The sequence below is a fragment of the Nocardioides maradonensis genome (genome assembly GCF_054777115.1).
This window is the reverse complement of sequence record NZ_BAAHAZ010000012.1, coordinates 1-19,963: the sequence shown is the minus strand read 5'-3', so window position 1 is coordinate 19,963 and position 19,963 is coordinate 1. Positions and strand designations below refer to the sequence as shown.

At 70.7% G+C, this 19,963-nt stretch carries 26 protein-coding genes and 1 other RNA gene; 7 read left to right on the top strand and 20 right to left on the bottom strand.

The window, feature by feature from the left end; all coding sequences use genetic code 11:
• Positions 1-2: 2 nt before the first annotated feature.
• Positions 3-539 (bottom strand): DUF1697 domain-containing protein, encoded by a 537-nt coding sequence (locus ACYVAQ_RS14950; protein ID WP_460790980.1) that lies wholly within the window; start codon positions 537-539, stop codon positions 3-5.
• Between the two features lie 64 nt (positions 540-603).
• Between ACYVAQ_RS14950 and ACYVAQ_RS14945 the strand changes: the two genes are divergently transcribed.
• Positions 604-1,050 (top strand): MarR family winged helix-turn-helix transcriptional regulator, encoded by a 447-nt coding sequence (locus tag ACYVAQ_RS14945; RefSeq protein WP_460790978.1) that lies wholly within the window; start codon positions 604-606, stop codon positions 1,048-1,050.
• Positions 1,047-2,294 (top strand): MFS transporter, encoded by a 1,248-nt coding sequence (locus ACYVAQ_RS14940; RefSeq protein WP_460790976.1) that lies wholly within the window; start codon positions 1,047-1,049, stop codon positions 2,292-2,294. The genes ACYVAQ_RS14945 and ACYVAQ_RS14940 overlap by 4 nt, the downstream gene beginning before the upstream one ends.
• Positions 2,295-2,300: 6 nt before the next feature.
• Here ACYVAQ_RS14940 and ACYVAQ_RS14935 read toward each other — a convergent pair whose 3' ends face one another.
• Positions 2,301-2,765 carry a PaaI family thioesterase gene (locus ACYVAQ_RS14935; RefSeq protein ID WP_460790974.1) on the bottom strand — a complete coding sequence of 155 codons (465 nt, stop codon included), beginning with the start codon at positions 2,763-2,765 and terminating at the stop codon, positions 2,301-2,303.
• A 64-nt stretch (positions 2,766-2,829) separates the two neighbouring features.
• Here ACYVAQ_RS14935 and ACYVAQ_RS14930 point away from each other — a divergent pair, with 64 nt between their 5' ends.
• A complete protein-coding gene (locus tag ACYVAQ_RS14930) occupies positions 2,830-3,312 on the top strand; it encodes a winged helix-turn-helix transcriptional regulator (RefSeq protein ID WP_460790972.1) in 483 nt (160 codons plus the stop codon).
• 88 nt (positions 3,313-3,400) lie between these two features.
• Here the strand turns inward: ACYVAQ_RS14930 and ACYVAQ_RS14925 are convergent, their stop codons facing one another.
• The 4 genes from ACYVAQ_RS14925 to ACYVAQ_RS14910 form a co-directional block, all read right to left on the bottom strand.
• Complete coding sequence (locus ACYVAQ_RS14925) at positions 3,401-5,110, bottom strand: DEAD/DEAH box helicase (RefSeq protein WP_460790970.1); 1,710 nt, start codon at positions 5,108-5,110, stop codon at positions 3,401-3,403.
• A gap of 86 nt (positions 5,111-5,196) precedes the next feature.
• Complete coding sequence (locus ACYVAQ_RS14920; protein ID WP_460791388.1) at positions 5,197-5,466, bottom strand: DUF3039 domain-containing protein; 270 nt, start codon at positions 5,464-5,466, stop codon at positions 5,197-5,199.
• 31 nt (positions 5,467-5,497) lie between these two features.
• A complete protein-coding gene (locus ACYVAQ_RS14915) occupies positions 5,498-6,064 on the bottom strand; it encodes a YqgE/AlgH family protein (protein WP_460790968.1) in 567 nt (188 codons plus the stop codon).
• A gap of 63 nt (positions 6,065-6,127) precedes the next feature.
• Complete coding sequence (locus tag ACYVAQ_RS14910; RefSeq protein WP_460790965.1) at positions 6,128-6,580, bottom strand: hypothetical protein; 453 nt, start codon at positions 6,578-6,580, stop codon at positions 6,128-6,130.
• Positions 6,581-6,857: 277 nt separating this feature from the next.
• On the opposite strand from ACYVAQ_RS14910, the gene ACYVAQ_RS14905 reads away from it, so the two are divergent.
• Positions 6,858-7,595: a TetR/AcrR family transcriptional regulator gene (locus tag ACYVAQ_RS14905; RefSeq protein WP_460790963.1), complete on the top strand. Its 738-nt coding sequence runs from the start codon at positions 6,858-6,860 to the stop codon at positions 7,593-7,595.
• Between the two features lie 28 nt (positions 7,596-7,623).
• Here the strand turns inward: ACYVAQ_RS14905 and ACYVAQ_RS14900 are convergent, their stop codons facing one another.
• The 3 genes from ACYVAQ_RS14900 to ACYVAQ_RS14890 form a co-directional block, all read right to left on the bottom strand.
• Positions 7,624-8,640: a DUF3048 domain-containing protein gene (locus tag ACYVAQ_RS14900; protein WP_460790961.1), complete on the bottom strand. Its 1,017-nt coding sequence runs from the start codon at positions 8,638-8,640 to the stop codon at positions 7,624-7,626.
• A gap of 125 nt (positions 8,641-8,765) precedes the next feature.
• The gene (locus ACYVAQ_RS14895; protein WP_460790959.1) at positions 8,766-9,533 is read right to left on the bottom strand and encodes an SDR family NAD(P)-dependent oxidoreductase; all 768 of its coding nucleotides are present in this window, start codon (positions 9,531-9,533) and stop codon (positions 8,766-8,768) included.
• A 39-nt stretch (positions 9,534-9,572) separates the two neighbouring features.
• Entirely contained in the window at positions 9,573-9,986 is a 414-nt protein-coding gene (locus tag ACYVAQ_RS14890; protein WP_460790957.1) for an HIT family protein, read from the bottom strand.
• A 49-nt stretch (positions 9,987-10,035) separates the two neighbouring features.
• Here ACYVAQ_RS14890 and ACYVAQ_RS14885 point away from each other — a divergent pair, with 49 nt between their 5' ends.
• Positions 10,036-10,188: a hypothetical protein gene (locus ACYVAQ_RS14885; RefSeq protein ID WP_460790955.1), complete on the top strand. Its 153-nt coding sequence runs from the start codon at positions 10,036-10,038 to the stop codon at positions 10,186-10,188.
• A 17-nt stretch (positions 10,189-10,205) separates the two neighbouring features.
• Here ACYVAQ_RS14885 and ACYVAQ_RS14880 read toward each other — a convergent pair whose 3' ends face one another.
• The gene (locus ACYVAQ_RS14880; RefSeq protein ID WP_460790952.1) at positions 10,206-10,349 is read right to left on the bottom strand and encodes a hypothetical protein; all 144 of its coding nucleotides are present in this window, start codon (positions 10,347-10,349) and stop codon (positions 10,206-10,208) included.
• A gap of 72 nt (positions 10,350-10,421) precedes the next feature.
• On the opposite strand from ACYVAQ_RS14880, the gene ACYVAQ_RS14875 reads away from it, so the two are divergent.
• Entirely contained in the window at positions 10,422-11,186 is a 765-nt protein-coding gene (locus tag ACYVAQ_RS14875; protein ID WP_460790950.1) for a thioesterase family protein, read from the top strand.
• Positions 11,187-11,201: 15 nt separating this feature from the next.
• On the opposite strand, the gene ACYVAQ_RS14870 is transcribed toward ACYVAQ_RS14875, so the two are convergent.
• From ACYVAQ_RS14870 to ACYVAQ_RS14825, 10 genes are all read right to left on the bottom strand, one after another.
• The gene (locus ACYVAQ_RS14870) at positions 11,202-11,756 is read right to left on the bottom strand and encodes a hypothetical protein (RefSeq protein WP_460790948.1); all 555 of its coding nucleotides are present in this window, start codon (positions 11,754-11,756) and stop codon (positions 11,202-11,204) included.
• Positions 11,757-12,044: 288 nt separating this feature from the next.
• Positions 12,045-12,414: a transfer-messenger RNA gene (gene ssrA, locus ACYVAQ_RS14865) on the bottom strand.
• Between the two features lie 86 nt (positions 12,415-12,500).
• Positions 12,501-13,001: an SsrA-binding protein SmpB gene (gene smpB / locus ACYVAQ_RS14860; protein WP_460790946.1), complete on the bottom strand. Its 501-nt coding sequence runs from the start codon at positions 12,999-13,001 to the stop codon at positions 12,501-12,503.
• Positions 13,002-13,043: 42 nt separating this feature from the next.
• Positions 13,044-14,345, bottom strand: coding sequence for a peptidoglycan DD-metalloendopeptidase family protein (locus tag ACYVAQ_RS14855; protein ID WP_460790944.1), 1,302 nt, complete (start codon positions 14,343-14,345; stop codon positions 13,044-13,046).
• A gap of 57 nt (positions 14,346-14,402) precedes the next feature.
• Positions 14,403-15,350 (bottom strand): permease-like cell division protein FtsX, encoded by a 948-nt coding sequence (gene ftsX / locus ACYVAQ_RS14850; RefSeq protein ID WP_460790943.1) that lies wholly within the window; start codon positions 15,348-15,350, stop codon positions 14,403-14,405.
• A 22-nt stretch (positions 15,351-15,372) separates the two neighbouring features.
• Complete coding sequence (ftsE, locus tag ACYVAQ_RS14845; RefSeq protein WP_460790940.1) at positions 15,373-16,062, bottom strand: cell division ATP-binding protein FtsE; 690 nt, start codon at positions 16,060-16,062, stop codon at positions 15,373-15,375.
• A gap of 84 nt (positions 16,063-16,146) precedes the next feature.
• Positions 16,147-17,202, bottom strand: coding sequence for an ATP-binding cassette domain-containing protein (locus ACYVAQ_RS14840; protein WP_460790937.1), 1,056 nt, complete (start codon positions 17,200-17,202; stop codon positions 16,147-16,149).
• On the bottom strand, positions 17,199-18,008 hold the full coding sequence (locus ACYVAQ_RS14835; protein ID WP_460790934.1) for an ABC transporter permease: 810 nt from the start codon (positions 18,006-18,008) through the stop codon (positions 17,199-17,201). The genes ACYVAQ_RS14840 and ACYVAQ_RS14835 overlap by 4 nt, the downstream gene beginning before the upstream one ends.
• Entirely contained in the window at positions 17,986-18,738 is a 753-nt protein-coding gene (gene modA, locus ACYVAQ_RS14830; RefSeq protein WP_460790932.1) for a molybdate ABC transporter substrate-binding protein, read from the bottom strand. Before modA ends, ACYVAQ_RS14835 begins: the two co-directional genes overlap by 23 nt.
• Positions 18,735-19,133 carry a TOBE domain-containing protein gene (locus ACYVAQ_RS14825; RefSeq protein ID WP_460790930.1) on the bottom strand — a complete coding sequence of 133 codons (399 nt, stop codon included), beginning with the start codon at positions 19,131-19,133 and terminating at the stop codon, positions 18,735-18,737. Before ACYVAQ_RS14825 ends, modA begins: the two co-directional genes overlap by 4 nt.
• 100 nt (positions 19,134-19,233) lie before the next feature.
• Here ACYVAQ_RS14825 and ACYVAQ_RS14820 point away from each other — a divergent pair, with 100 nt between their 5' ends.
• On the top strand, positions 19,234-19,842 hold the full coding sequence (locus tag ACYVAQ_RS14820; RefSeq protein WP_460790928.1) for a hypothetical protein: 609 nt from the start codon (positions 19,234-19,236) through the stop codon (positions 19,840-19,842).
• Positions 19,843-19,963: the final 121 nt, after the last annotated feature.

Here is a 19,963-nt window from a genome sequence, read left to right as displayed (position 1 = left end):
GGTCAGGAGCACCACCTGTCGGCCACCGTGGTCACGACGTTGACGTTGCGGTTGGTGGCGACGATGCCGAGCAGCTTCTCCACGCCCCACGGGTCGACGGTCCCCGCCTCGTAGCCCGGCCCGAGGAGCAGGTGCACGGCCCGGCCGCCTACGACGAGCGAGCCGGCCTCGCCGGTCCGCGACTCCAGGTCCGCCGCCTGGGCGGCCGACGGCTCCTCGCGCAGCAGGTAGATGTAGTGGCGGGCGAGGTCCGGGCTGGTCAGCTCACGAGCCGTGGCGGCGACCTCGGCGAGCTCGGCGGCCGGGAACACGATGGTCGGAACCTCGAAGCCGGCCCGCTCGGCGTACGCCTCCTCGAGAGCGGTCGCGACCCTGGCAGGCGAGCGCTTCGAGGAGCTCAGCCGGACGTTGCCGCTGTTGATGTAGGTCTCCACGCCGTCGAAGCCGGCCGCCTCGGTCGCGGCGACGATCTCGGCCTTGGGGAACTTGCGGGTCGGGCCCAGGTTGATGGCGCGGAGGAAGGCGACGTACGTCGGCATGTCCCCAGTCTGCCCTGCCGGCCGCCTTGCACTACATAGGTTTCCTATGTATATTGGTTGATCGATGGAACCAACGACCGAGATCACCGCCCTCAGCAGCGAGCTGGCCATGTACGCCGCCCGGCTGGTCCGCCTGATCCGGCAGAACAACCCGCAGGCCGCGGGCATCCGCGCGATGTCGACCATCGACCAGCACGGACCGCTCGGCGTCACCACGCTGGCCCAGCTCGACAACTGCTCGCAGCCGACCATGACCGGCATCGTCCGGCAGCTGCTCGAGCAGGGCTGGGTGAACCGCGAGCCGCACCCCACCGACGCCCGCAGCACGCTGATCGGCCTGACCGACGAGGGCCGGGCCGAGCTGACCCGGGTCCGCGCCGCCAACGCCGAGCTGGTCGCCTCGCGGATCGCCCGGCACTCCCAGCGGAGCGCGGCCGACCTCGTGATCGCGGTCGGCGTGCTGCGCGACGTACTCACCGAACCGACGACGAACAAGGAGAACCAGCCGTGACCGCCCAGAAATCCGATACCTCGATCCTGCGTCAGCCGCGCGCCGTCTGGGCCGTGGCGTTCGCCTGCGTGATCGCCTTCATGGGGATCGGACTGGTCGACCCGATCCTCAAGGACATCGCCGCCCAGCTGCACGCGAGCGCGAGCGACGTCTCGCTGATGTTCACCAGCTACATGGCGATCATGGGCGTGGCGATGCTCGTCACCGGCGTCATCTCCTCGCGGATCGGCCCCAAGCGCACCCTGCTCGGCGGCCTCGCGCTCGTCATCGTGTTCGCGGCGCTTGCCGGCTCGTCCGACACCATCGGCTCGATCGTCGGCTTCCGCGCCGGCTGGGGCCTGGGCAACGCGCTCTTCGTCGCCACCGCGCTCGCGACCATCGTCTCCAGCGCCGCCGGCTCGACCGCGCAGGCCATCATCCTGTTCGAGGCCGCGCTCGGCATCGGCATCGCGTCCGGCCCGCTCGTGGGCGGGCTGCTCGGCGAGATCACCTGGCGCGCGCCGTTCTACGGCGTGTCCTGCCTGATGCTGATCGCCCTGCTCGCCACCGCCTTCCTGCTGCCCGCGACGCCCGCCTCCGGCCGGAAGACGTCGCTCGCCGACCCGTTCAAGGCGCTGCGGCACCCGGCGCTGCTGCTCGTCGCGCTGACCGCGCTCTTCTACAACATCGGCTTCTTCGTCATCCTCGCCGCCGGCCCGTTCGCGCTGCCGACCGCCGGGATCATGGAGATCGGGTGGATCTTCTTCGGGTGGGGCGTGCTGCTCGCGGTCACCTCGGTCTTCATCGCCCCGCTCGTGCAGCGGGCAGTCGGCACCATGCCCGCCGTCATCGGCACCCTCGCGCTGTTCGCGCTCGACCTGGTCGTCATCGCCTGCTTCACCTCGCACGCGGCGGTGGTCATCGCGGGCATCGTGCTCAGCGGTGCGCTGATCGGCAACAACAACACCCTCATCACCGAGCTGGTCATGGGCGCGGCTCCGGTCGAGCGGCCGGTCGCGTCGGCGGCGTACTCGTTCGTGCGGTTCGGCGGCGGCGCGGTCGGCCCGTGGGTCGCGCTCAAGCTGTTCGGCACGGCGCCGTACTTCCACCCGAGCCGGCCGTTCTGGTTCGGAGCCGCCGCCCTCGGCGTGGCCGTGCTGATCGCGGTCCTGAGCCAGGGCGTGATCCGGCGGGCGCACGCCGCGGCGCCGGAGACGCACTCCGTCGAGGAGGCCGAGGCCGTCCTCGTGGGCGACCTCGACTGACCAAGGTCAGCTGAAGATCATGCAGGAGCTCGAGGCGTAGGCCACGAGCCGGCCGCGGCCGTCGTACAGCTTCGCCTCGGCGAGGGCGGTACGGCGGCCGCGCTGCATCACGCTGCCGACCGCGCGCAGCCGTCCGGAGTCGACGGTCACGGCCTTGAGGAACTTCACTGTCAGGTCCAGCGAGGTGTAGGCCTCCCCCACGCCAAGCGTGGAGTGGACCGCGCAGCCGCAGGCCGAGTCGAGCAGGGTCGCGAAGACGCCGCCGTGCACGCTGCCGATCGGGTTGTAGTGCCGGTGCTCGGGGTCGAGCTCGAAGATCGCGGTGCCGCGCTCGGGCACCTCGAACCCGACGAATCCGAGGGTCTCCGCGATCGGCGCCGCGGGGAGGCGGCCGTCGAGGATCGCCTGGAGCTGCTCGAAGCCGTCCATGGTGGCCGGGTCGAGCTGGGTCCTGGTTGCAGACTCAGTCATGGCTCGAGTTCACCAGCCAACGGCTGAGTCTGTCAATGAGACCTAGATCGCCTATGCTGGGGCGATGACCGCGACTGCTCCTCCGGCCCTGGCCTGGTCGGTCGACAACTGCACGCTCGGGCGGGCCATGGCGATCCTGGGCGAGCGGTGGACGGTGGTGGTGCTGCGCGAGGTGTTCCTCGGCGTACGCCGCTTCGACGACATCCGTCGTCACGCCGGCATCCCCCGCCAGGTGCTCACCAACCGCCTCGCCTCGCTCGTCGAGCACGGGATCCTGGCGAAGGTGCCCTACCAGGAGGAAGGGGCGCGGACCCGGCACGAGTACCGCCTGACGCCGATGGGCCGCGAGCTCCAGCCGATCCTGCTCGCGGTCTCCCAGTGGGGCGACCGCCACCTCGCCGACCCGGACGGGCCCCCGATCAGCTTCGTCCACGACGGCTGCGAGGAGCCGGTGCACGTCGAGATCCGCTGCGCGAACGGCCACGTGGTGGCGGGGCGCGAGGTCACCAGCCGGCAGGGGCCGGGCGCGCACCCCTTCACCCCCTGACCCGCGAGTTCTGGCTCGTGGTCGACCGAAGCCAGGGTTTCGGTCGACCAGAAGCCGGGATTCGGCGGGCCAGAGGTGGCAACTCGCGTCAGGAGGTCTTGCGGACGGACCACTCCCGGATGCGGTCGATGCGCTTCTGGAGCTGCTCGGCGTTGGCGATGGCCGCAGCGGGGCCGCCGCACTCCTTGCGGAGGGCGGCGTGGGTGATGGCGTGCGGCTGACCGGTGCGGTGGTTCCAGGAGGCGACGAGGCCGTTGAGCTCGCGGCGCATGACGGCGAGGTGCTCGTGGGTGGTGACGTCGCCGACGGTGTCGGCGGGGCGGGACTCGGCGCTCTCCTTGCGGGTACGACGCCGGTCGTCCTGCCGCTGCCGCAGCAGCTGCTTCATCTGGTCCGGCTCGAGCAGGCCCGGGATGCCGAGGAAGTCCATCTCCTCGTCGCTGCCGACGTGGACCTCGCCCTCGTGGCCGAACTGCGCGCCGTCGTACAGGGCGTGGTCGAAGCGGGCCTCGGACCCGAGCGCCTCGAAGGGCACGGCCTCGAGCTCGGCGGACGCCGCCTCGCCGGCCTGCGCCCGGGCCATCAGGTCCTCCTCGGCGCCGAAGATGTCCTTCGGGTCGTCGGACTTCTTGCGACCCAGCACGTGGTCGCGCTGCCGCTCCAGCTCACCGGCGAAGGAGAGCAGGTTCGGCACCGACGGCAGGAACACCGAGGCGATCTCGCCGCGGGTCCGCGCGCGCACGAAGCGGCCGACGGCCTGCGCGAAGAACAGCGGGGTCGAGGTGGTGGTGGCCCAGACCCCGACCGCGAGACGGGGTACGTCGACGCCCTCGGACACCATCCGGACCGCGACCATCCAGCGCTGGTCGCCGTCGCTGAACTCGCTGATCTTCTTCGAGGCGGCCTTCTCGTCGGAGAGCACGACGGTGGGCGAGTCGCCGGTGATCTGCTTGAGGATCTTGGCGTAGGCGCGGGCCGAGTCCTGGTCGGAGGCGATGACCAGGCCGCCCGCATCGGGGACGTGGCGGCGTACCTCCGAGAGGCGTTTGTCGGCGGCCGCGAGCACCGACGGCATCCACGAGCCGCCCGGGTCGAGGGCCGTGCGCAGCGCCTGCGCGGTCATGTCCTTCGTGAGCGGCTCCCCCAGCGAGGCCGCGACCTCGTCGCCGGCGCGGGTGCGCCAGGCCATCTGGCCGGAGTAGGCGAGGAACAGGACGGGGCGGACGACGTGGTCGCGCAGCGCCTCGGCGTACCCGTAGGTGTAGTCGGCGACCGAGGTCGGCACGCCCTCCTCGCCCGGCTCGTAGGACACGAACGGGATCGGGTTGATGTCGGAGCGGAACGGCGTACCGGTCAGGGCGAGGCGCCGGGCTGCGGGCTCGAACGCCTCGCGCACGCCCTCGCCCCATGTCATCGAGTCGCCCGCGTGGTGGATCTCGTCGAGGATGACCAGCGTCTTGAACCGCTCGGTGCGCACGCGCAGGGCGAGCGGGTTGACGCCCACGCCGGCGTAGGTGACGGCGATGCCGACGTAGTCGCTCGAGATCTTCCCGCTGCCCGCGGAGTACGTCGGGTCGATCGGGATGCCGGCCTTCGCGGCGGCGGCCGCCCACTGCACCTTCAGGTGCTCGGTCGGCGCCACGATGACGAGCCGGTCGACGATGCGGCGGCCGAGGAGCTCGGCCGCGACGGTCAGCGCGAAGGTGGTCTTGCCGGCGCCGGGCGTCGCGACCGCGAGGAAGTCACGCGGCGAGCGCGCGAGGTAGTCGTCGAGCGCGGCCTGCTGCCAAGCGCGCAACGATCCTGCCGTCCCCCAGGCAGCACGCTCGGGCCAGGCCGGCCCGAGGTTCGCAGCTGCACGAGGGGCGGGGCTCTGCCCGCCCGTCACTCGCCGGAACCGCCGTTGTCGTCGCCGTCGTCGTCGGACATGCCTTCCCAGATGTCCTTGCACTCCGGGCACACCGGGAACTTCTCCGGCGCGCGGCTCGGCACCCAGACCTTGCCGCACAGCGCCACGACCGGGGTGCCCATGACCATGGCCTCGGTGAGCTTGTCCTTCTCCACGTAGTGGGAGAACCGGTCGTGATCGCCGTCGTCGGTCGGGACCGTCCGCTCCCTGATCAGGGTGTCGGTGTCCGTCGAGCCGAATCCGATCGTGGTCACGCCCTTCAGTCTAGGTGGTCGGTCAGTTCATCTCGGGATCGGTCGGCCGTGTGGCGTGGAGGGCCAGGTCGCCCGGCTGGCGGCGCAGCACCCGGCGGTTGAGGCCGGTGGGATCGGGGCCGAAGACGTCGTCGTACGTCGCCGGGACGACGTACCAGTCGCCGTTGGCGATCTCGCCCTGGAGCTGGCCGGCGCCCCATCCGGCGTACCCCACGAAGATGCGGAGCCGGTCGATGGTGCCGGTCACGAGCTCGGCCGGCGTGTCCAGGTCGAGCAGACCGAGCCGCCCCTCGACGGGGCGGAAGCCGGCGCCGTCCTCGCCGCCGCCGACGGCGAGTGCGACGGCGAGCGCGCCGTCGTTGCCGACCGGACCGCCCTGGAACGCCACCTCGGGTGACTCCACGACGTCGCCCCACGCGCCCAGGATCTGCTCGACGGGCACCTGGGTGGGCCGGTTGAGCACGACACCGAGGGCGCCGTCGTCGTTGACGTCGAGCAGCAGCACGACGGTCTCGGCGAAGTTCGGATCGAGCAGCTCGGGGCTGGCCACAAGCAGAAGCCCCGGGGCGGGATCAGGTCCGGTGGTCACCGGTCCATCATCTCCCAGCCCCGGGGCTGTGCTGCATCGATCAGGTGTCGATGGTGGAGCGGATCAGGCGGCGATGACCGCCCGGAGCCGCTCGAGCAGGCTGCCCCGCTCCTCGACCTCGTCCTGCGGCACGATCACCGCGGTGACGCCGTTGTGGAGGTCGCGCGCGGCGGCCTCGATCTCGGCGCCGATCGGCTCGGCGCTCTCGTCGATGTGGTTGGCACGGCCCGCCATCACGGCGAGGTACTGGTGCTCCTTCGCGGCGGCCTTGGCGACGGCCGTGGCCATCTCCTCGTCCACCGGGTGGGCGGTGTAGTGGTCCAGGATCGGCCGGACGCCGGGGAGCTCGTCCGCGGTGGCCTTCCAGCCGAGCATGACGGCCGTCTGGAGGTCCATCGGCTGGGTCATCAGCTGTCGCTCCACGTGGCCGGCGAGGCGGGTGTGCCACTTCAGCTGCAGAGCCGACAGGACGTCGAGCTCTCCGTGGAACTTGTCGGCGACACCGGGCACGTCCATCGGGAGGATTCCGTCCCGTCGGACCGCCGCGGTCTCGATCACGGAGCGAAGGACTTCGCCCCGGTTGTGAAACGCCTTCCAGGTCATGGTCAGCACTCCTTCTTCGTCACGGGGTGGTCAGAGGCGGTCGGACCCTCGGTGGGCCGATACTGCCGGCATCTGACATACCGTCGGTACGTACTTCGAGTATGGGCCATACCCTCGGTATGCCGAAGGGAGCGACGCGGTGATCCCGAGCACGCGACGGGCGTCACATCGAGCGGCCTATGCTGAACCGGTGGCGAAGGCAGTCTCCAAGGCATCGGTGTCCAAGCTGGTCCCCAAGGTGCCGGACGTCGTCGCCGGCGCGACCCGCCGGGCGTCGTACTCCGCCTCCACCAAGCGCGCGCTGATCGACGTCGCCGAGGAGCTCTTCACCGACAAGGGGTACGCCGGCACGAGCCTCGACGCCGTCGTGGCCGCCGCGCGGGTGACCAAGGGCGCGCTCTACCACCACTTCTCCGGCAAGCAGGCGCTGTTCGAGGCGGTCTTCGAACGGGTCGAGGCCGATGCGGCCAAGCACATCCAGAAGGCGCTGCGACGTTCGCGCGACCCGTGGAAGAAGGCAGCCGCCGGCGTGACCGCGTTCCTCGAGGTGGTCCGGGAGCCGCGCTACCGGCGGCTCGTGATCCAGGAGGGGCCCGCGGTCCTCGGCTACGAGCGCTATCGCGAGCAGGAGGAGCGCTCCACCTTCGCGAACGTCGTCGACATCGTGCGGGCGACGCTGGACGCGGGCTCGTGGGAGCTCGACGACGAGATGCTGCAGACCTTCGCCCGGATCTTCTTCGGGGCGATGTCCTCGGCCGGGGAGTCGGTGGCGACGGCGGACGACTCCGCCGCCGCAGCCGCCCGCGTCGAGACCGCCCTCGGCTTCCTGCTCACCGGCCTGCGGATGCTGGCCGACGCCGGGATCGCGCTGCCGACGAGCGAGGACGCGCTGGAGTCCCCCGCAGACGACGAGACCGCGGAGGCCTGAGCCCCCGCGGTCCGCGTCGTACCTGCTGCTACTTGGTGAAGGTCACCGAGCCGGCCGAGAAGGTGCCCTTGCCCGGCACCAGCTCCAGCCACGTGTGGCCCGGCGGGATCTGCAGCGCGTTGCCCTGGGCGTCCTTGAAGCTGACCGCCGAGCCGGTGTCGGCCTTCTCCCACGTGGCCTTCACCATCTCGCCACCGTGGAAGATCATCGCCGTGCCCGAGCCCTCGAAGCGCGAGATCGGGACCGGGTTGTCGGCCGGGTCGCGGTACGGCGCGGTCGAGGTCTTCACCGTCGCGGTGATCACGGTGTCGGGGGTGAACTCGTCGCCCTTGGCCATGAAGCCGTTGGTGAGGACGTAGTGGCCGCCCTGGTAGGACCAGCGGTCGGTGCACGAGCCACCGACGCGCGAGGTGATCGAGGTCGCCTTCTTGCCCGACGGCAGGGCCTGGTCGCCGAAGGGCAGGTAGTCGCTGGGGCGCGCCGGCTGGGCCTTGGCCTCGGAGGCGATCTTCGAGACGTTCGCCATCACGCTGTGCAGGCTGTCGTGCTGCCCATCGCTGACCCGGGTGACGTTCGGGTTGTTCATGTCGAGGAAGGTGATCCCGGCCTTGTGGAGGCCGCGCAGGGTCACCGGCGCCGCACCGGAGGTGATGATCGTGGCGCCGACCGGCTTCGCGATCCCGATGTCGGTGAGCCGCATCGAGCGGACCGGGCCGACCTTCTCCGGCAGCTTGTCGTAGAAGAAGGTCGCGAGACGGCACAGGCCACCCTCGACGAGCTCCTCGGTGATCAGGTCGGCGCTGCCGAGGCCGATCTGCGGGTCGCTGGCCTGGGTGTTGTCGACCTTGACGATGTAGACGGGGTGCGTCTGCTCCGGGTCGGACATGGGCAGGCCGGTCAGCGGGTTGGTGCTGGGCGCGGCGGCCGTCGTCGTGGTGGCGGTGTCGGGTGCCGCGCTGTCCGTGCTCTTCGAGCCGCAGGCGGTGAGGGCCAGGCTCAGCGCCGCGAGCGCGGCGGGGATGGCGAGACGGTGACGGTTGTGCACGGATGGCTCCGATCGGGACGTGGGGAAGGATGGAAACAATTCAGTGTGGGCGGTGACGCGACAACGCCCGCGCAGGCTGCGCGGGCGTGTCGGTGTGACGTGGGATTCGACTCAGGGCGAGGCTTTCAGCCGAGAGTCGCGCCGCCGTCGACGTACAGCGTCTGTCCGGTGATGTACGACGCCTCGTCGCTGGCCAGGAAGGCGACCGCGGCGGCGATGTCGGCGGGCTCGCCGACCCGGCGGACCGGGTTGTGCTCGGCGTTGAGCTTGCGGAACTCCTCGACGTCCATCTTCAGACGGGCGGCCGTGGCGTCGGTCATCTCGGTGGCGATGAAGCCGGGGGCGACGGCGTTGACGTTGATGCCGTACGGGCCGAGCTCGATGCCGAGGGTGCGGGTGAAGCCCTGCAGGCCCATCTTGGCGGCCGAGTAGTTCGCCTGGCCGCGGTTGCCCAGCGCGGAGGTGCTGGAGGTGTTGACGACCTTGCCGTACTTCTGCTCGACGAAGTGCTTCTGGGCGGCCTGGGTCATCAGGAAGGCGCCCTTGAGGTGCACACCCATGACGATGTCCCAGTCGTCCTCGGTCATCTTGAACAGCAGGTTGTCGCGCGTGACACCAGCGTTGTTGACCAGGATGTGGATCCCGCCCAGCTCGGCCACGACGCGCTCGATCGCGGCGTCGACCGACGCCTTGTCGGAGACGTTGGCGCCGACGCCGAGCGCCTTGGCACCCTCGACCAGGTCCAGCTTCGCGGCGGCCTCGGCGGCCGCGGCCTCGTCGAGGTCGACGATGGCGACGGAGGCGCCCTCGGCGGCGAACCTGGTGGCGGTGCCGAAGCCGATCCCGCGCGCTGCTCCGGTGATGACGGCTACTCGCCCGTCGAAACGACCCATCTGCTTACCTCTCAGCTCGGTACAAGTCCGCCGGGCAGCCTACGCGGACAGCGCGGAGCGCAGACGGGCGGCGTACTCCGCGGACTCCCCGTCGGCGTACTTCCTGCGTGGCCAGAAGAAGCCGCGCAGCCCGTCCCCCTTCGTCCGCGGTACGACGTGCAGGTGCAGGTGGGGCACCGACTGGCTGACCACGTTGTTGATCGCCACGAAGCTGCCCTGGGCGCCGAGGCCCTCGACCACCGCTCGGGCGAGGCGCTGACCGGCGGCGAGGAACGGGTCGCGCAGCTCGGCGGGCAGGTCGGGCAAGGTCGCGTGGTGCACCCGCGGGACCAGCAGGGTGTGGCCCTTGAACACCGGCCGCCGGTCGAGGAAGGCGATCAGGTCGGGCTCGTCGAGCACCACGTCGGCGGGGAGGTCACCCGCGATGATCGAGCAGAACACGCAGTCCGTCACGAGGTCACGGTACGGTTCTGCCTGTACGTACGACGTCCTAGGAGCGCAGATGTCCGACGCCAACGGCGAGCAGTTCGGTGGTTTCTCCGACAACCACTACCAGCACCTCATGCACACGCTGGCCCTGTGGTCGCTGTGGCTGATCATCATCCTCGGTGTGGGGGCCGGCGTCTTCGGCTTCATCTGGGGCCAGACCCACTGACCTCCGCGGCCTGACCGTCAGGTCAGCAGGAACGCACCGCCCAGGGCGAGTGCGACGACCTCGAGCACCTCGCTGGCGACGTACCAGAGGTGAGCGGTCGAGCGCGGCGCGTCCTCGGCGACCGCCCCGGCCAGGACCTTGCTCGTACGCCGGGACAGCACCGCCGGATGACGGCGAGGTCGGCACCCCCTCGGAGGGTGGGCAGCCGTCGGGGGCGCTGCGAGGATCGGACGGTGGCGTACTGGAAGAGGACCGGGGAGGCGAGCTTCGCGCCGACCGAGCACGTGGGCGGGGCGTGGAACGCCGAGGAGCAGCACATCGCGCCCGCGATGGGGCTGCTCGCGCACTGCGTCGAGCTGGATCGCGACGCGCGGCGCGACGACACACCGGCGATCAGCCGGGCGACGTACGACATCCTCGGGCCGGTGCCGCTCGAGGAGGTGAGCGTCACGGTCGACGTCGAGCGTCCCGGACGGACCATCGAGCTGGTGCGCGCCGTCGGATCACTCGGCGGCCGGCCGTTCCTGGTGCTGACCGCGTGGCTGATGGCCGAGCGTGACACGACGGCGCTGGCCGGGTCATCGCTGCCCGCGATCCCGGGCCCCGACGAGACGCCGGCGTGGGACATGACGCTGTGGCCGGGCGGCTTCATCAAGTCGTTGGAGGTACGCCGCACGCTGCTCGCCCCCGGCCGCTCGGTCGTCTGGGCCCGCACCCCGCACGAACTCGTGGAGGGTGAGGACGCCAGCCGGCTGGCGGCCGTCGCCGGGCTGCTCGACATCGCCAACGGCGTCTCGCCGCGGGTGGACCCTGCCGTGGTCGCCTTCCCCAACCTCGACCTCACCGCGCACCTGCTGCGGTCCCCCGCCGACGGGTGGCTCGGCCTCGACACGACGGTGTCCTTCGGGCCGACCGGGCTCGGGATCACCAGCAGCGTGGTGCACGACGCCCACGGAGTGCTGGGCACCACCGCCCAGACGCTGACCGTCCGCCCCTGACCCCAGCGTCCCCGCTCAGCTCTTCCTGAGTTGGTGTCGGCTGACGTTCGCCAGCGGGATCAGGGTCATCGCGGAGCCGGTCTGCGAGAAGTCGACGGCCGGCCCCGAGGACAGGCACTGCACCGCCACCTGGTGCGATCCGGAGCGGATCGTGTAGACGCCAGTGAAGTCCACGGACGCAAAACCTCCGGTCGACGGGGTCGAGGCGCGCGAGGCCGCCTTGAAGTCATCGGTCGCGCACCCCACCTCGACGTTGCCCGTGGCCGTGTCCGCCATGATGTGGTAGCTCAGCAGGTAGTTCCCTGGAGCCAGGCTCACGGTGCTCGGGGTCCGGAAGGTGACGTTGGCCGAACTGAAGTTGGGCGGGAACGCCAGTGCGTAGACGAGGGCGCCGAGCTTCGGAGGCGTCGTCGCACGAGGAGCGGTGGATGCGGTCAGCTCAACGACATCGGTGGCTCCCGACGCGCCCGATGCGCCGAGGAGCGGGCCACCGGTGGCGACGTAGGCACCTAGGTTGGCACCTCCGACCAGGAGCAGGAGTGCAGTCAGGGTTGCGCGAGCGGATCTCATGTGTGCGCCCTTCCCGCCCGGGCCACGCCCAAACGTCGCCTCGTACCCAATGACAGATCGGGTGGATCTGCAGTCAGGTGATGACTGAAGATCCACCCGATCAAGAGGGTGCTGGCCGGCAGCGTGGCGCCGCCGATGTCGAGCCTGGGTTGACACCGGCGCGGAGCGACGGCTTCGGCCGGCAGCGTGGCGCCGCCGGCGTCGAGCCTGGGTTCACCCTGGAACGAAGTGACGGGGTGAACCCAGGGAGACACCGATCAGCGGCGACACGCTCGGCCAATACAAATACGGTGGAGCTGCGGGGAATCGAACCCCGGTCCTCGAGCGTCGATCCAGGTCTTCTCCGGGTGCAGTCTGCGGTGTCGTTTTCTCAGCCCCGGTGCTTGCACAGACACATCACCGACAGGCTCAGTCAGGTTTGAGTCCCGATCCACCACCCTGACAGCAGTGGATCAGCAAGTCTCCTAGGCGACGCCAGGTTCAGGGACGGAGACGGATGCCCTGACTGACGCTTCGATCACCGCTCAGGCGGCGAGAGCGAAGGAACTGCGCTTAGCGTTGGCAGTTATTGGTTTCCAGCGATCGTTTACGAGATAACGCTGGCTCCTCGACCCGCTTCCCCTGGAACTAACGTCCCAAGTCGAAACCGATCAGCCCCTCTTGAGTTTTCAATCCCGGCCGGAGCCGGAACGTCCAGTCTACGAGGCACAACGCAACGGACGCACGCGGGATTCCCGGACGGTCTCAGTCACGCATGCCCTTGAGCCGGCGACCCAGCTCGGTCTGCTTCTCGCGATCGGCCTCGCGGGTGGCGATCGCCTGCCGCTTGTCCCAGGTCTTCTTGCCCTTCGCGACCGCGATCTCGACCTTCGCGCGGCCCTTGACGAAGTACAGCGACAGCGGCACGACGGTGGCGCCCTTCTCGCTGACCTTGCGCTCGATCTTGTCGATCTCGGACCGGTTGAGCAGGAGCTTGCGCTTGCGCTTGGCGGCGTGGTTGGTCCAGCTGCCCTGGGAGTACTCGGGGATGTGCACGTTGTGCAGCCATGCCTCGCCGTTCTCGATGTCGACGAAGCCGTCGACGAGCGAGGCGCGTCCCTGGCGCAGCGACTTCACCTCGGTGCCCTGGAGGACCATGCCTGCCTCGTAGGTGTCCTCGATCAGGTAGTCGTGACGCGCCTTCTTGTTGGACGCGACGAGCTTGCGCCCCTCGGCGATGTCGGACTGACCGGACTTCTTGGACATGGGGACCATCCTCTCAGGACGGTCCAGTGGATATCGGCGGGGCTAGAACCCGATGTACGGCGCCGGGTCGACCGTCGCGCCGTCCCGCATCAGCGTGAAGTGCAGGTGGCAGCCGGTGGACCAGCCCGTCGTACCGGCGAGGGCGAGGGTCTCGCCGCGGGAGACGTGCTCGCCGACGTGGGAGCGGTAGGCCGAGATGTGGTTGTAGATGGCGACGTACCCGTGGCCGTTGATCCGGCCCAGGTCGAGGTACAGCCGGTTGCCCCACACGTCGGAGTAGTACTGCTCGATGACCTTGCCGCGGCCGACCGCGACCTCGGGCGTGCCGCAGGGCGCGTGCAGGTCGTCGCCGTCGTGCAGGCCCCAGTAGTGGTAGATCGGGTGCATCCGCCAGCCGTACGGCGAGGTGATGTAGGAGTTCGCCACCGGCGACAGGAACATGCCGTGGGTGCTGCCGACGTGCTGGTTGGCGTCGCCCGCGGTGGCGGCGAGGATCTTCCGCTTGATCGCGGCCTCCTCGCGGTGCAACCGGCGCAGCCTGGCCAGGTCGGCACGCTTGGCGCGTACGGCGGCGGCGCGGGCGTTCCGCGTGGTCACGACCAGCCGGTTGACACGCACCTTGGTGGCCTGCGCGCTGCGCACCAGGCCGCGGATCCGGACGACCGTGCGCTGGGCCGCGGCACGGTGGGCGCGGACCTGGTTGCGGGTGGCCTGCATCTGGACGCGACGCTGCTGGAGATTCGCCTGCTTGGTCACCAGCGCGTCGAGCTGGACCTGCTCCTCACCGACGATGATGTCCTGCGCCGTCGCACCGGTGTTGAGGTCCTGCAGCGAGCCGGCGCTGAGGTAGGAGTGCAGGGCCGCGAGGCTCGGGTTGTGCTCGGTCGCGTAGTCGACGACGGAGCCCACGGTCCGGGCGCGCTGGGCGATGACCTGGGTGCGGGCGAGCGTGACCGCCGCGACCGCGCCGTCCAGCCGCTTCTGCGCGGCCTGCAGCTGGCGCTGGACCCGCTGCTCGGTGATCCGTGCCCAGCCCAGGCGCTTCTGGGTGGTCCGCAGGGTGGTGCGGGCGACCGTCAGCCGACCCTCCGCGGCCCGGAGCCGACCGGTGATCCGCAGGACCTGCGAGCTGACGTCGTCCAGGTCCCCCGCGACCCGCTTGATCTGCCCGTGGACCTGGTGCTGCTGGTGGTGCAGGTGCCCGGTCCCGTCGTGGTGCCCCTCGGCGTACGCCACCGGACCGGCGACGGCGGCCGCCAGGACCAGGGTGGTCGCGACAGCGACGCTGCGGTGCGGGCGCGCGCCGACGACGGTCTGTCGCCGGGCGCCGGGGAAGAGACGCACGATCTGAACCAATCGGTGTTCGGGGAAGAGAACACCTGGGACTGTATCCGCGCGGGATCAGACCTTGATGTATTTGCGGGTCAGCAGGAGTGTCGGGACGATCGTCAGGACCAGGCCCAGCCACAGGATGCCCGGCGGCCAACCGCCGACGATGACGTGGAACCAGTCGTGCCACCCGATCCAGGGCAGGAAGTGCAGGTTGCTGGCCAGCCCCTTCTGGATGCCCCAGCGCTCGATGGCGGCGAGCGCACCGGTGGCGAGCGCGCTGCCGACGATGGCGGTGACGACGGCCTCGAGGAGGAAGGGCAGCGTGATGTAGAGCGTCGAGGCGCCGACCAGGCGCATGATCTCGAGCTCGCGGCGGCGCGCCAGCGCGGCCAGCCGGATCGTGTTGGCGACCTCGAGCAGGGCGGCCACGAGGAGCACGACGGCGGCGACCCAGGAGCCGACGCGGAGGACCTTGATGATGCGCTCGATCTGGCCGAGAGTCTCGCTCTGGTCGACGACGTTGGCCACGCCGTCGAGGCCCTTGACCGCGCTCACCGGGCAGGCGCTGCCCTCGGCGCTGGTGAGGGTGACCCGGTACTCGGCCGGCCAGGACGCGACCGTGATGACCGGGTTCGGGCCGACGAAGTTCGCCTCCGGCAGGGTCTTGCGCGCGTACGCGTAGCCCTGCTGCTTGCTGATGAACTCCGGCGTGCCGGTGATGTCGGACGAGCAGACCTTCAACGCCTGCACGATGGCGGCCTGCTGGGCCTGGTTGACCTCACCGTCGCTGCAGTTGGGGCGGTCCGCCCGCAGCTTGTCGTTGTCGGTGCACAGGTAGATGTTGACCGTCAGGTCCTTGCCCAGCGTCTGGTTGGTCAGCCGGGCCTCGCGCTGCAGCAGGATGCCGCAGCCGGCGAGCGTCAGCGAGACGAAGATCGTCAGGATCACCGCGAGGTGCATGGTGAGGTTGCGGCGCAGCCCCGAGCGCAGCTCGGTGAAGACATAGCGAAGCGTCATGGGTGTGAGGTCTCTTCCGTGCTCAGTGCTGGAAGCCGTAGCTGCCGGACGCCTCGTCACGGACGACGAGTCCGTTGTCGAGCTCCACGACACGCTTGGTGAACTGGTCGACGATGCCGTGGTCGTGGGTCGCCATGACCACGGTGGTGCCGGCGGCGTTGATGTCCTCGAGCAGGTTCATGATGCCGACCGAGGTGGTCGGGTCGAGGTTTCCGGTCGGCTCGTCGGCGATGAGGATCATCGGCTTGTTGACGTAGGCGCGGGCGATCGCGACGCGCTGCTGCTCACCGCCGGACAGCTCGTCGGGCATCCGGTCGGCCGTGCCGGCGAGGCCGACCAGCTCGAGGGTCTCGGGGACGGTGCGGTCGATGACCTTGCGTGAGCGACCAGTCACCTGCATCGCGAAGGCGACGTTCTCGGCGACGGTCTTGTTCGGCAGCAGCCGGAAGTCCTGGAACACGGTGCCGATCTGGCGACGCAGCCGCGGCACCTTCCACCCGGCCATCCGGTTGATCTCCTTGCCGGCCACGTAGACCCGCCCCGAGGTGGGCCGCTGCTCGCGCAGCACCAGGCGCAGCGCGGTCGACTTGCCGGAGCCGGAGGCGCCCACCAGGTAGACGAACTCGCCCTTGTCGATGTCGATCGTCACCCCGTCGAGCGCCGGCCGGCCGGGACCCGGATATTTCTTGGTGACCTTCTCGAAGCGAATCACGGGGTACGACGTTACGCGAACCCGGCCGCAGAGCCACGTTGCCGCGACCAGGGAATCTGCGCAGTGGGCCGTCTCACGTGGCCATCACGTGCGGTGGACCGCTACCTCGGTGGCCTTCACGGTGAGGGTGACGTCGGCACCGGGAGCCAGGCCGAGCTCGGCGACCGCCGCCGGAGTGACATCGGCCGCGAGCACCGGCCCGGGGCTCCGTGGCTCGGTGCGGATGCGCACCCGGTCACCGGACGGCTCGAGGTCGCGGATTCGCGCCTCGATCCGGTTCCGGGGGCTGCCCTCGTCGCGGGTCGGTCCGCCAGGATGGATGGCGACCGCCGATGGCCGGAACAGCGCGACCGCCTCGACACCCGCCGGGACCGGCTGCTCGGCCAGGCCGACGACGCGCAGGCCGTCCGCGGTCGTGACGGCGGCGCCGTCCCACGTGCCGCGGACCAGGTTCAGCCCGGCGAGGCGGGCCGCGAAGCCGGACCTCGGGGTGGACAGGACCTCGGTCGTCGACCCCTCCTCCACGACGCGGCCGCCGTCGACCACCACGACCCGGTCGGCCAGCAGCAGCGCGTCGAGGAGGTCGTGGGTGACCAGGACGACCGTGCGGTCGGCCAGGACCTCGCGGAGCAGCTGGCGCAGGGCCGGCGTCACGTCCACATCGAGCGCAGCGAGGGGCTCGTCGAGCAGCAGCAGCTCGGGCTCGGCGGCCAGGGCACGGGCGATGGCGGCCCGCTGCGCCTGACCACCCGAGAGCTGGTGCGGACGGCGGCGGGCGAGCTCGCCGATGCCGAGCCGGTCGAGCTGGGTCAGGGCGGCGGCGTGGGCCGCGGACCGGCGTACACCTCGGGCGCGGGGGGCGAACGCGGCGTTCTCCAGGACCGACAGGTGCGGGAACAGGAGGGGGTCCTGGGCGAGCAGGGCGACGCCGCGGTCGTGCGGTGGGTGGCCGTCCAGGTCGCGGCCGCCGAGGACGACGTGCCCCTCGTCGGGACGGAGGAGACCGGCCAGGACGGCGAGCAGGGTGGACTTGCCTGCACCGTTGGGGCCCACGACCGCGACGGTCTCCCCCGCGGCCACCTCGAGCGCGAGGTCGACGTGGCGGTCCGCCACCACCGCCCGCGCTCGCAGGCCGCTCATACCGCGCTCCGGTCCTGCCGGGCGAAGCCGATCACCACGACCGCGACAACGACGAGGACCAACGCCAGCGCGAGGGCTGCGTCGGGGTCGGTCACGCGCTGCAGGTAGATCTCGATCGGCATCGTGGCGGTGGTGCCGGGCAGGCTGCCCGCGAACGTGATGGTCGCGCCGAACTCCCCCAGGCAGCGGGCGAACGCGAGGACCGTCCCCGAGAGCAGACCGGGCAGCACCAGGGGAAGCGTGACCCGGCGGAAGACCGTGGTCGGCCGGGCACCGAGGGTGGCGGCGACGACGTCGTACCTCTGCCCGGCGGTGCGCAGCGCGCCCTCCAGGCTGATCACCAGGAACGGCAGGGCGACGAAGGTCTGGGCCATGACCACGGCCGTGGTGGTGAAGGTGACCTGGATGCCCAGGAGGTCCAGCTGGTGCCCGAGCAGGCCGTGCCGACCGAAGGTGTAGAGCAGGGCGAGGCCGCTGACCACCGGCGGCATGACGAGTGGGAGGAGCACCAACGAGCGGACGACGCCTTGGCCCCGGAACCGGGTGCGGGCCAGCACCGTCGCCATCGGCACCCCGAGCAGCACGCAGAGAACCGTGCTGGCCGTGGCCGTGCGCAGGCTCAGCCACAGCGCCTGCAGCGAGCCCCCCGAGGTGATCAGGGAGCCGAAGTGCGTCCAGTCGACCCGGTCCGCGACGGCGAACAGCGGGAGCAGGACGAACAGGCCCCCGAGAAGAGCCGGCGGCCACAGCCAGCGGGGCAGGCCGAGGGTCGCCGGCCCCCGATCACGGCTGGCCGAAGCCGGCATCCTTCAGCACCTTCTGACCCTGCGCACCGAGGACGAAGTCGACGAACTCCTGGGCGGTGGCGGTCTGCGAGGAGTCCTTGAGCACCGCGATCGGGTAGGTGTTCACGACCTCCTTCGACTGCGGGAACGGCACGCCGGTGACCTTGCTGCCGGCCGCGGTCACGTCGGTCACGTAGACCAGCCCGGCGTCGGCATCACCCGACTCGACCTTGCCCAGGACGTCGGTGACCGACTGCTCCTCGCTGACCGGGTGGATGGTGACGCCGGTCTTCTGCTCCATCGTCGCGGCGGCGGTCCCGCACGGCACGCCGTCGGCGCACACGACGACCTTGGTCCCGGGCTTGCCGAGGTCGGCGAAGCTCGTGACGTGAGCCGGGTTCCCCGGAGGGGTGGCGATCTCGAGGACGTTGGTGGCGAAGTCCTTCGGGCCCGTCGCGGTGCCGTCCTGGGTCAGGGCGTCCATGTTGTTGGTGTCGGCCGAGGCGAACACGTCGGCGCCGGCGCCACCCTGGATCGCCGAGACGAGATCCGAGGACCCGCCGAAATTGAAGGCGACGTGGACACCCGGGTGGGCGGCCTCGAACTCGGTGCCGAGCTCGGTGAACGTGCTCGTCAGCGACGAGGCTGCGAAGACCGTGATGGTCGTGCCGGAGTCCTTGCTGCCGCAGGCGGCGAGCGGGATCAGCAGGGCGGCGCTCATGGCGGCCAGGACGGGCTTCTTCAGGTTCACGGACGCTCCACGACGACATTGGTTGACTTGATGGACGCGACCGCCGTGACGCCGGGCTCCAGGCCCAGCTCCTCGGCGGCCTCGGTGCTCATCAGCGAGACGATCCGGTACGGACCGCAGATGAGCTCGACCTGGGCCATCACGTGGTCCTTGGTGACCTTCGTGACCAGGCCCAGGAGCCTGTTGCGAGCGCTGACGGCGCGGGCCCGTTGCGGGTCGGGAGCGGCGGACAGCTCCACGGCGAGCTCGGCCAGCGCCTCCCCCGGTACGACGGTGCGCCCCGACTCGGTGCTCGACTCCAGCCGACCGCCGTCGATCCAGCGGCGCACGGTGTCGTCGCTGACGCCGAGCAGCTCGGCGGCCTCGGAGACACGGTAGACACTCACGGGCAGCATCCTTCCGCATCTGCGTGCCCAATCGCCACTTTTCTTCCGCATCTGCGCTTAGACGGGACCACCCGTGCGAGGTGACCGTCCGCTGCGTACTGTGGCCGCCGTGTCGACCGCTGTCCGTGCGCTGCTCCTCGCAGTCGTCTTCACGGCGCTGCCGGTGGGGGTCGGGGTGGCGATGACCGGCGGCCGCGCGGCGGCTCCGCCGGCGGCGTACCGGCCGACGACGCTGGGCGACCTCGACACCACGACGATGACGATCGGTCGCGGCGCGTTCTGCAGCCGCCTCCCGGCGGCCGCGGTGACGGACGCGCTGGGCCGGGCGGCGACGTACGCCGACAGCTACGGCGACGGCGACAGGCGGGCGGTGCCGGGCGCCGGGACCGACCTGCTGCACGAGTTCGGCTGCGTCTTCCGGGCCGGCGGGGTCGAGGCGCGGGCCTGGGTGTTCGCTCCCCCGGTCGGCGGGGCGCGGGCCAAGCTGCTCGCGGCCGCGCGGACCCCAGGGTGCACGGTCGTGAAGGACGCACCGGCGTTCGGACGGACATCGGTCGCCGGCTCCTGCGGGACGAAGACCTCGACCGTCACCTTCCGCGGGCTCTTCGGCGACGCGTGGCTCTCCTGCAGCCTCAGCGGATCGGGTACGGCGTCGGCGCTCCTGGATCGCACGGAACGTTGGTGCGCCGCGGTCGCCCTGGCGGCCGCCATCGGGTGAGACGCGGCGGCGTACCGCTGCGGACTAGGGCGTGTCTGCTTATTGCTGTAGCCAGATGACGATGGCGCGGAGCACGACACCGCCGCGGTAGTTGGCGGCGAGCTTGTCGTAGCGGGTCGCG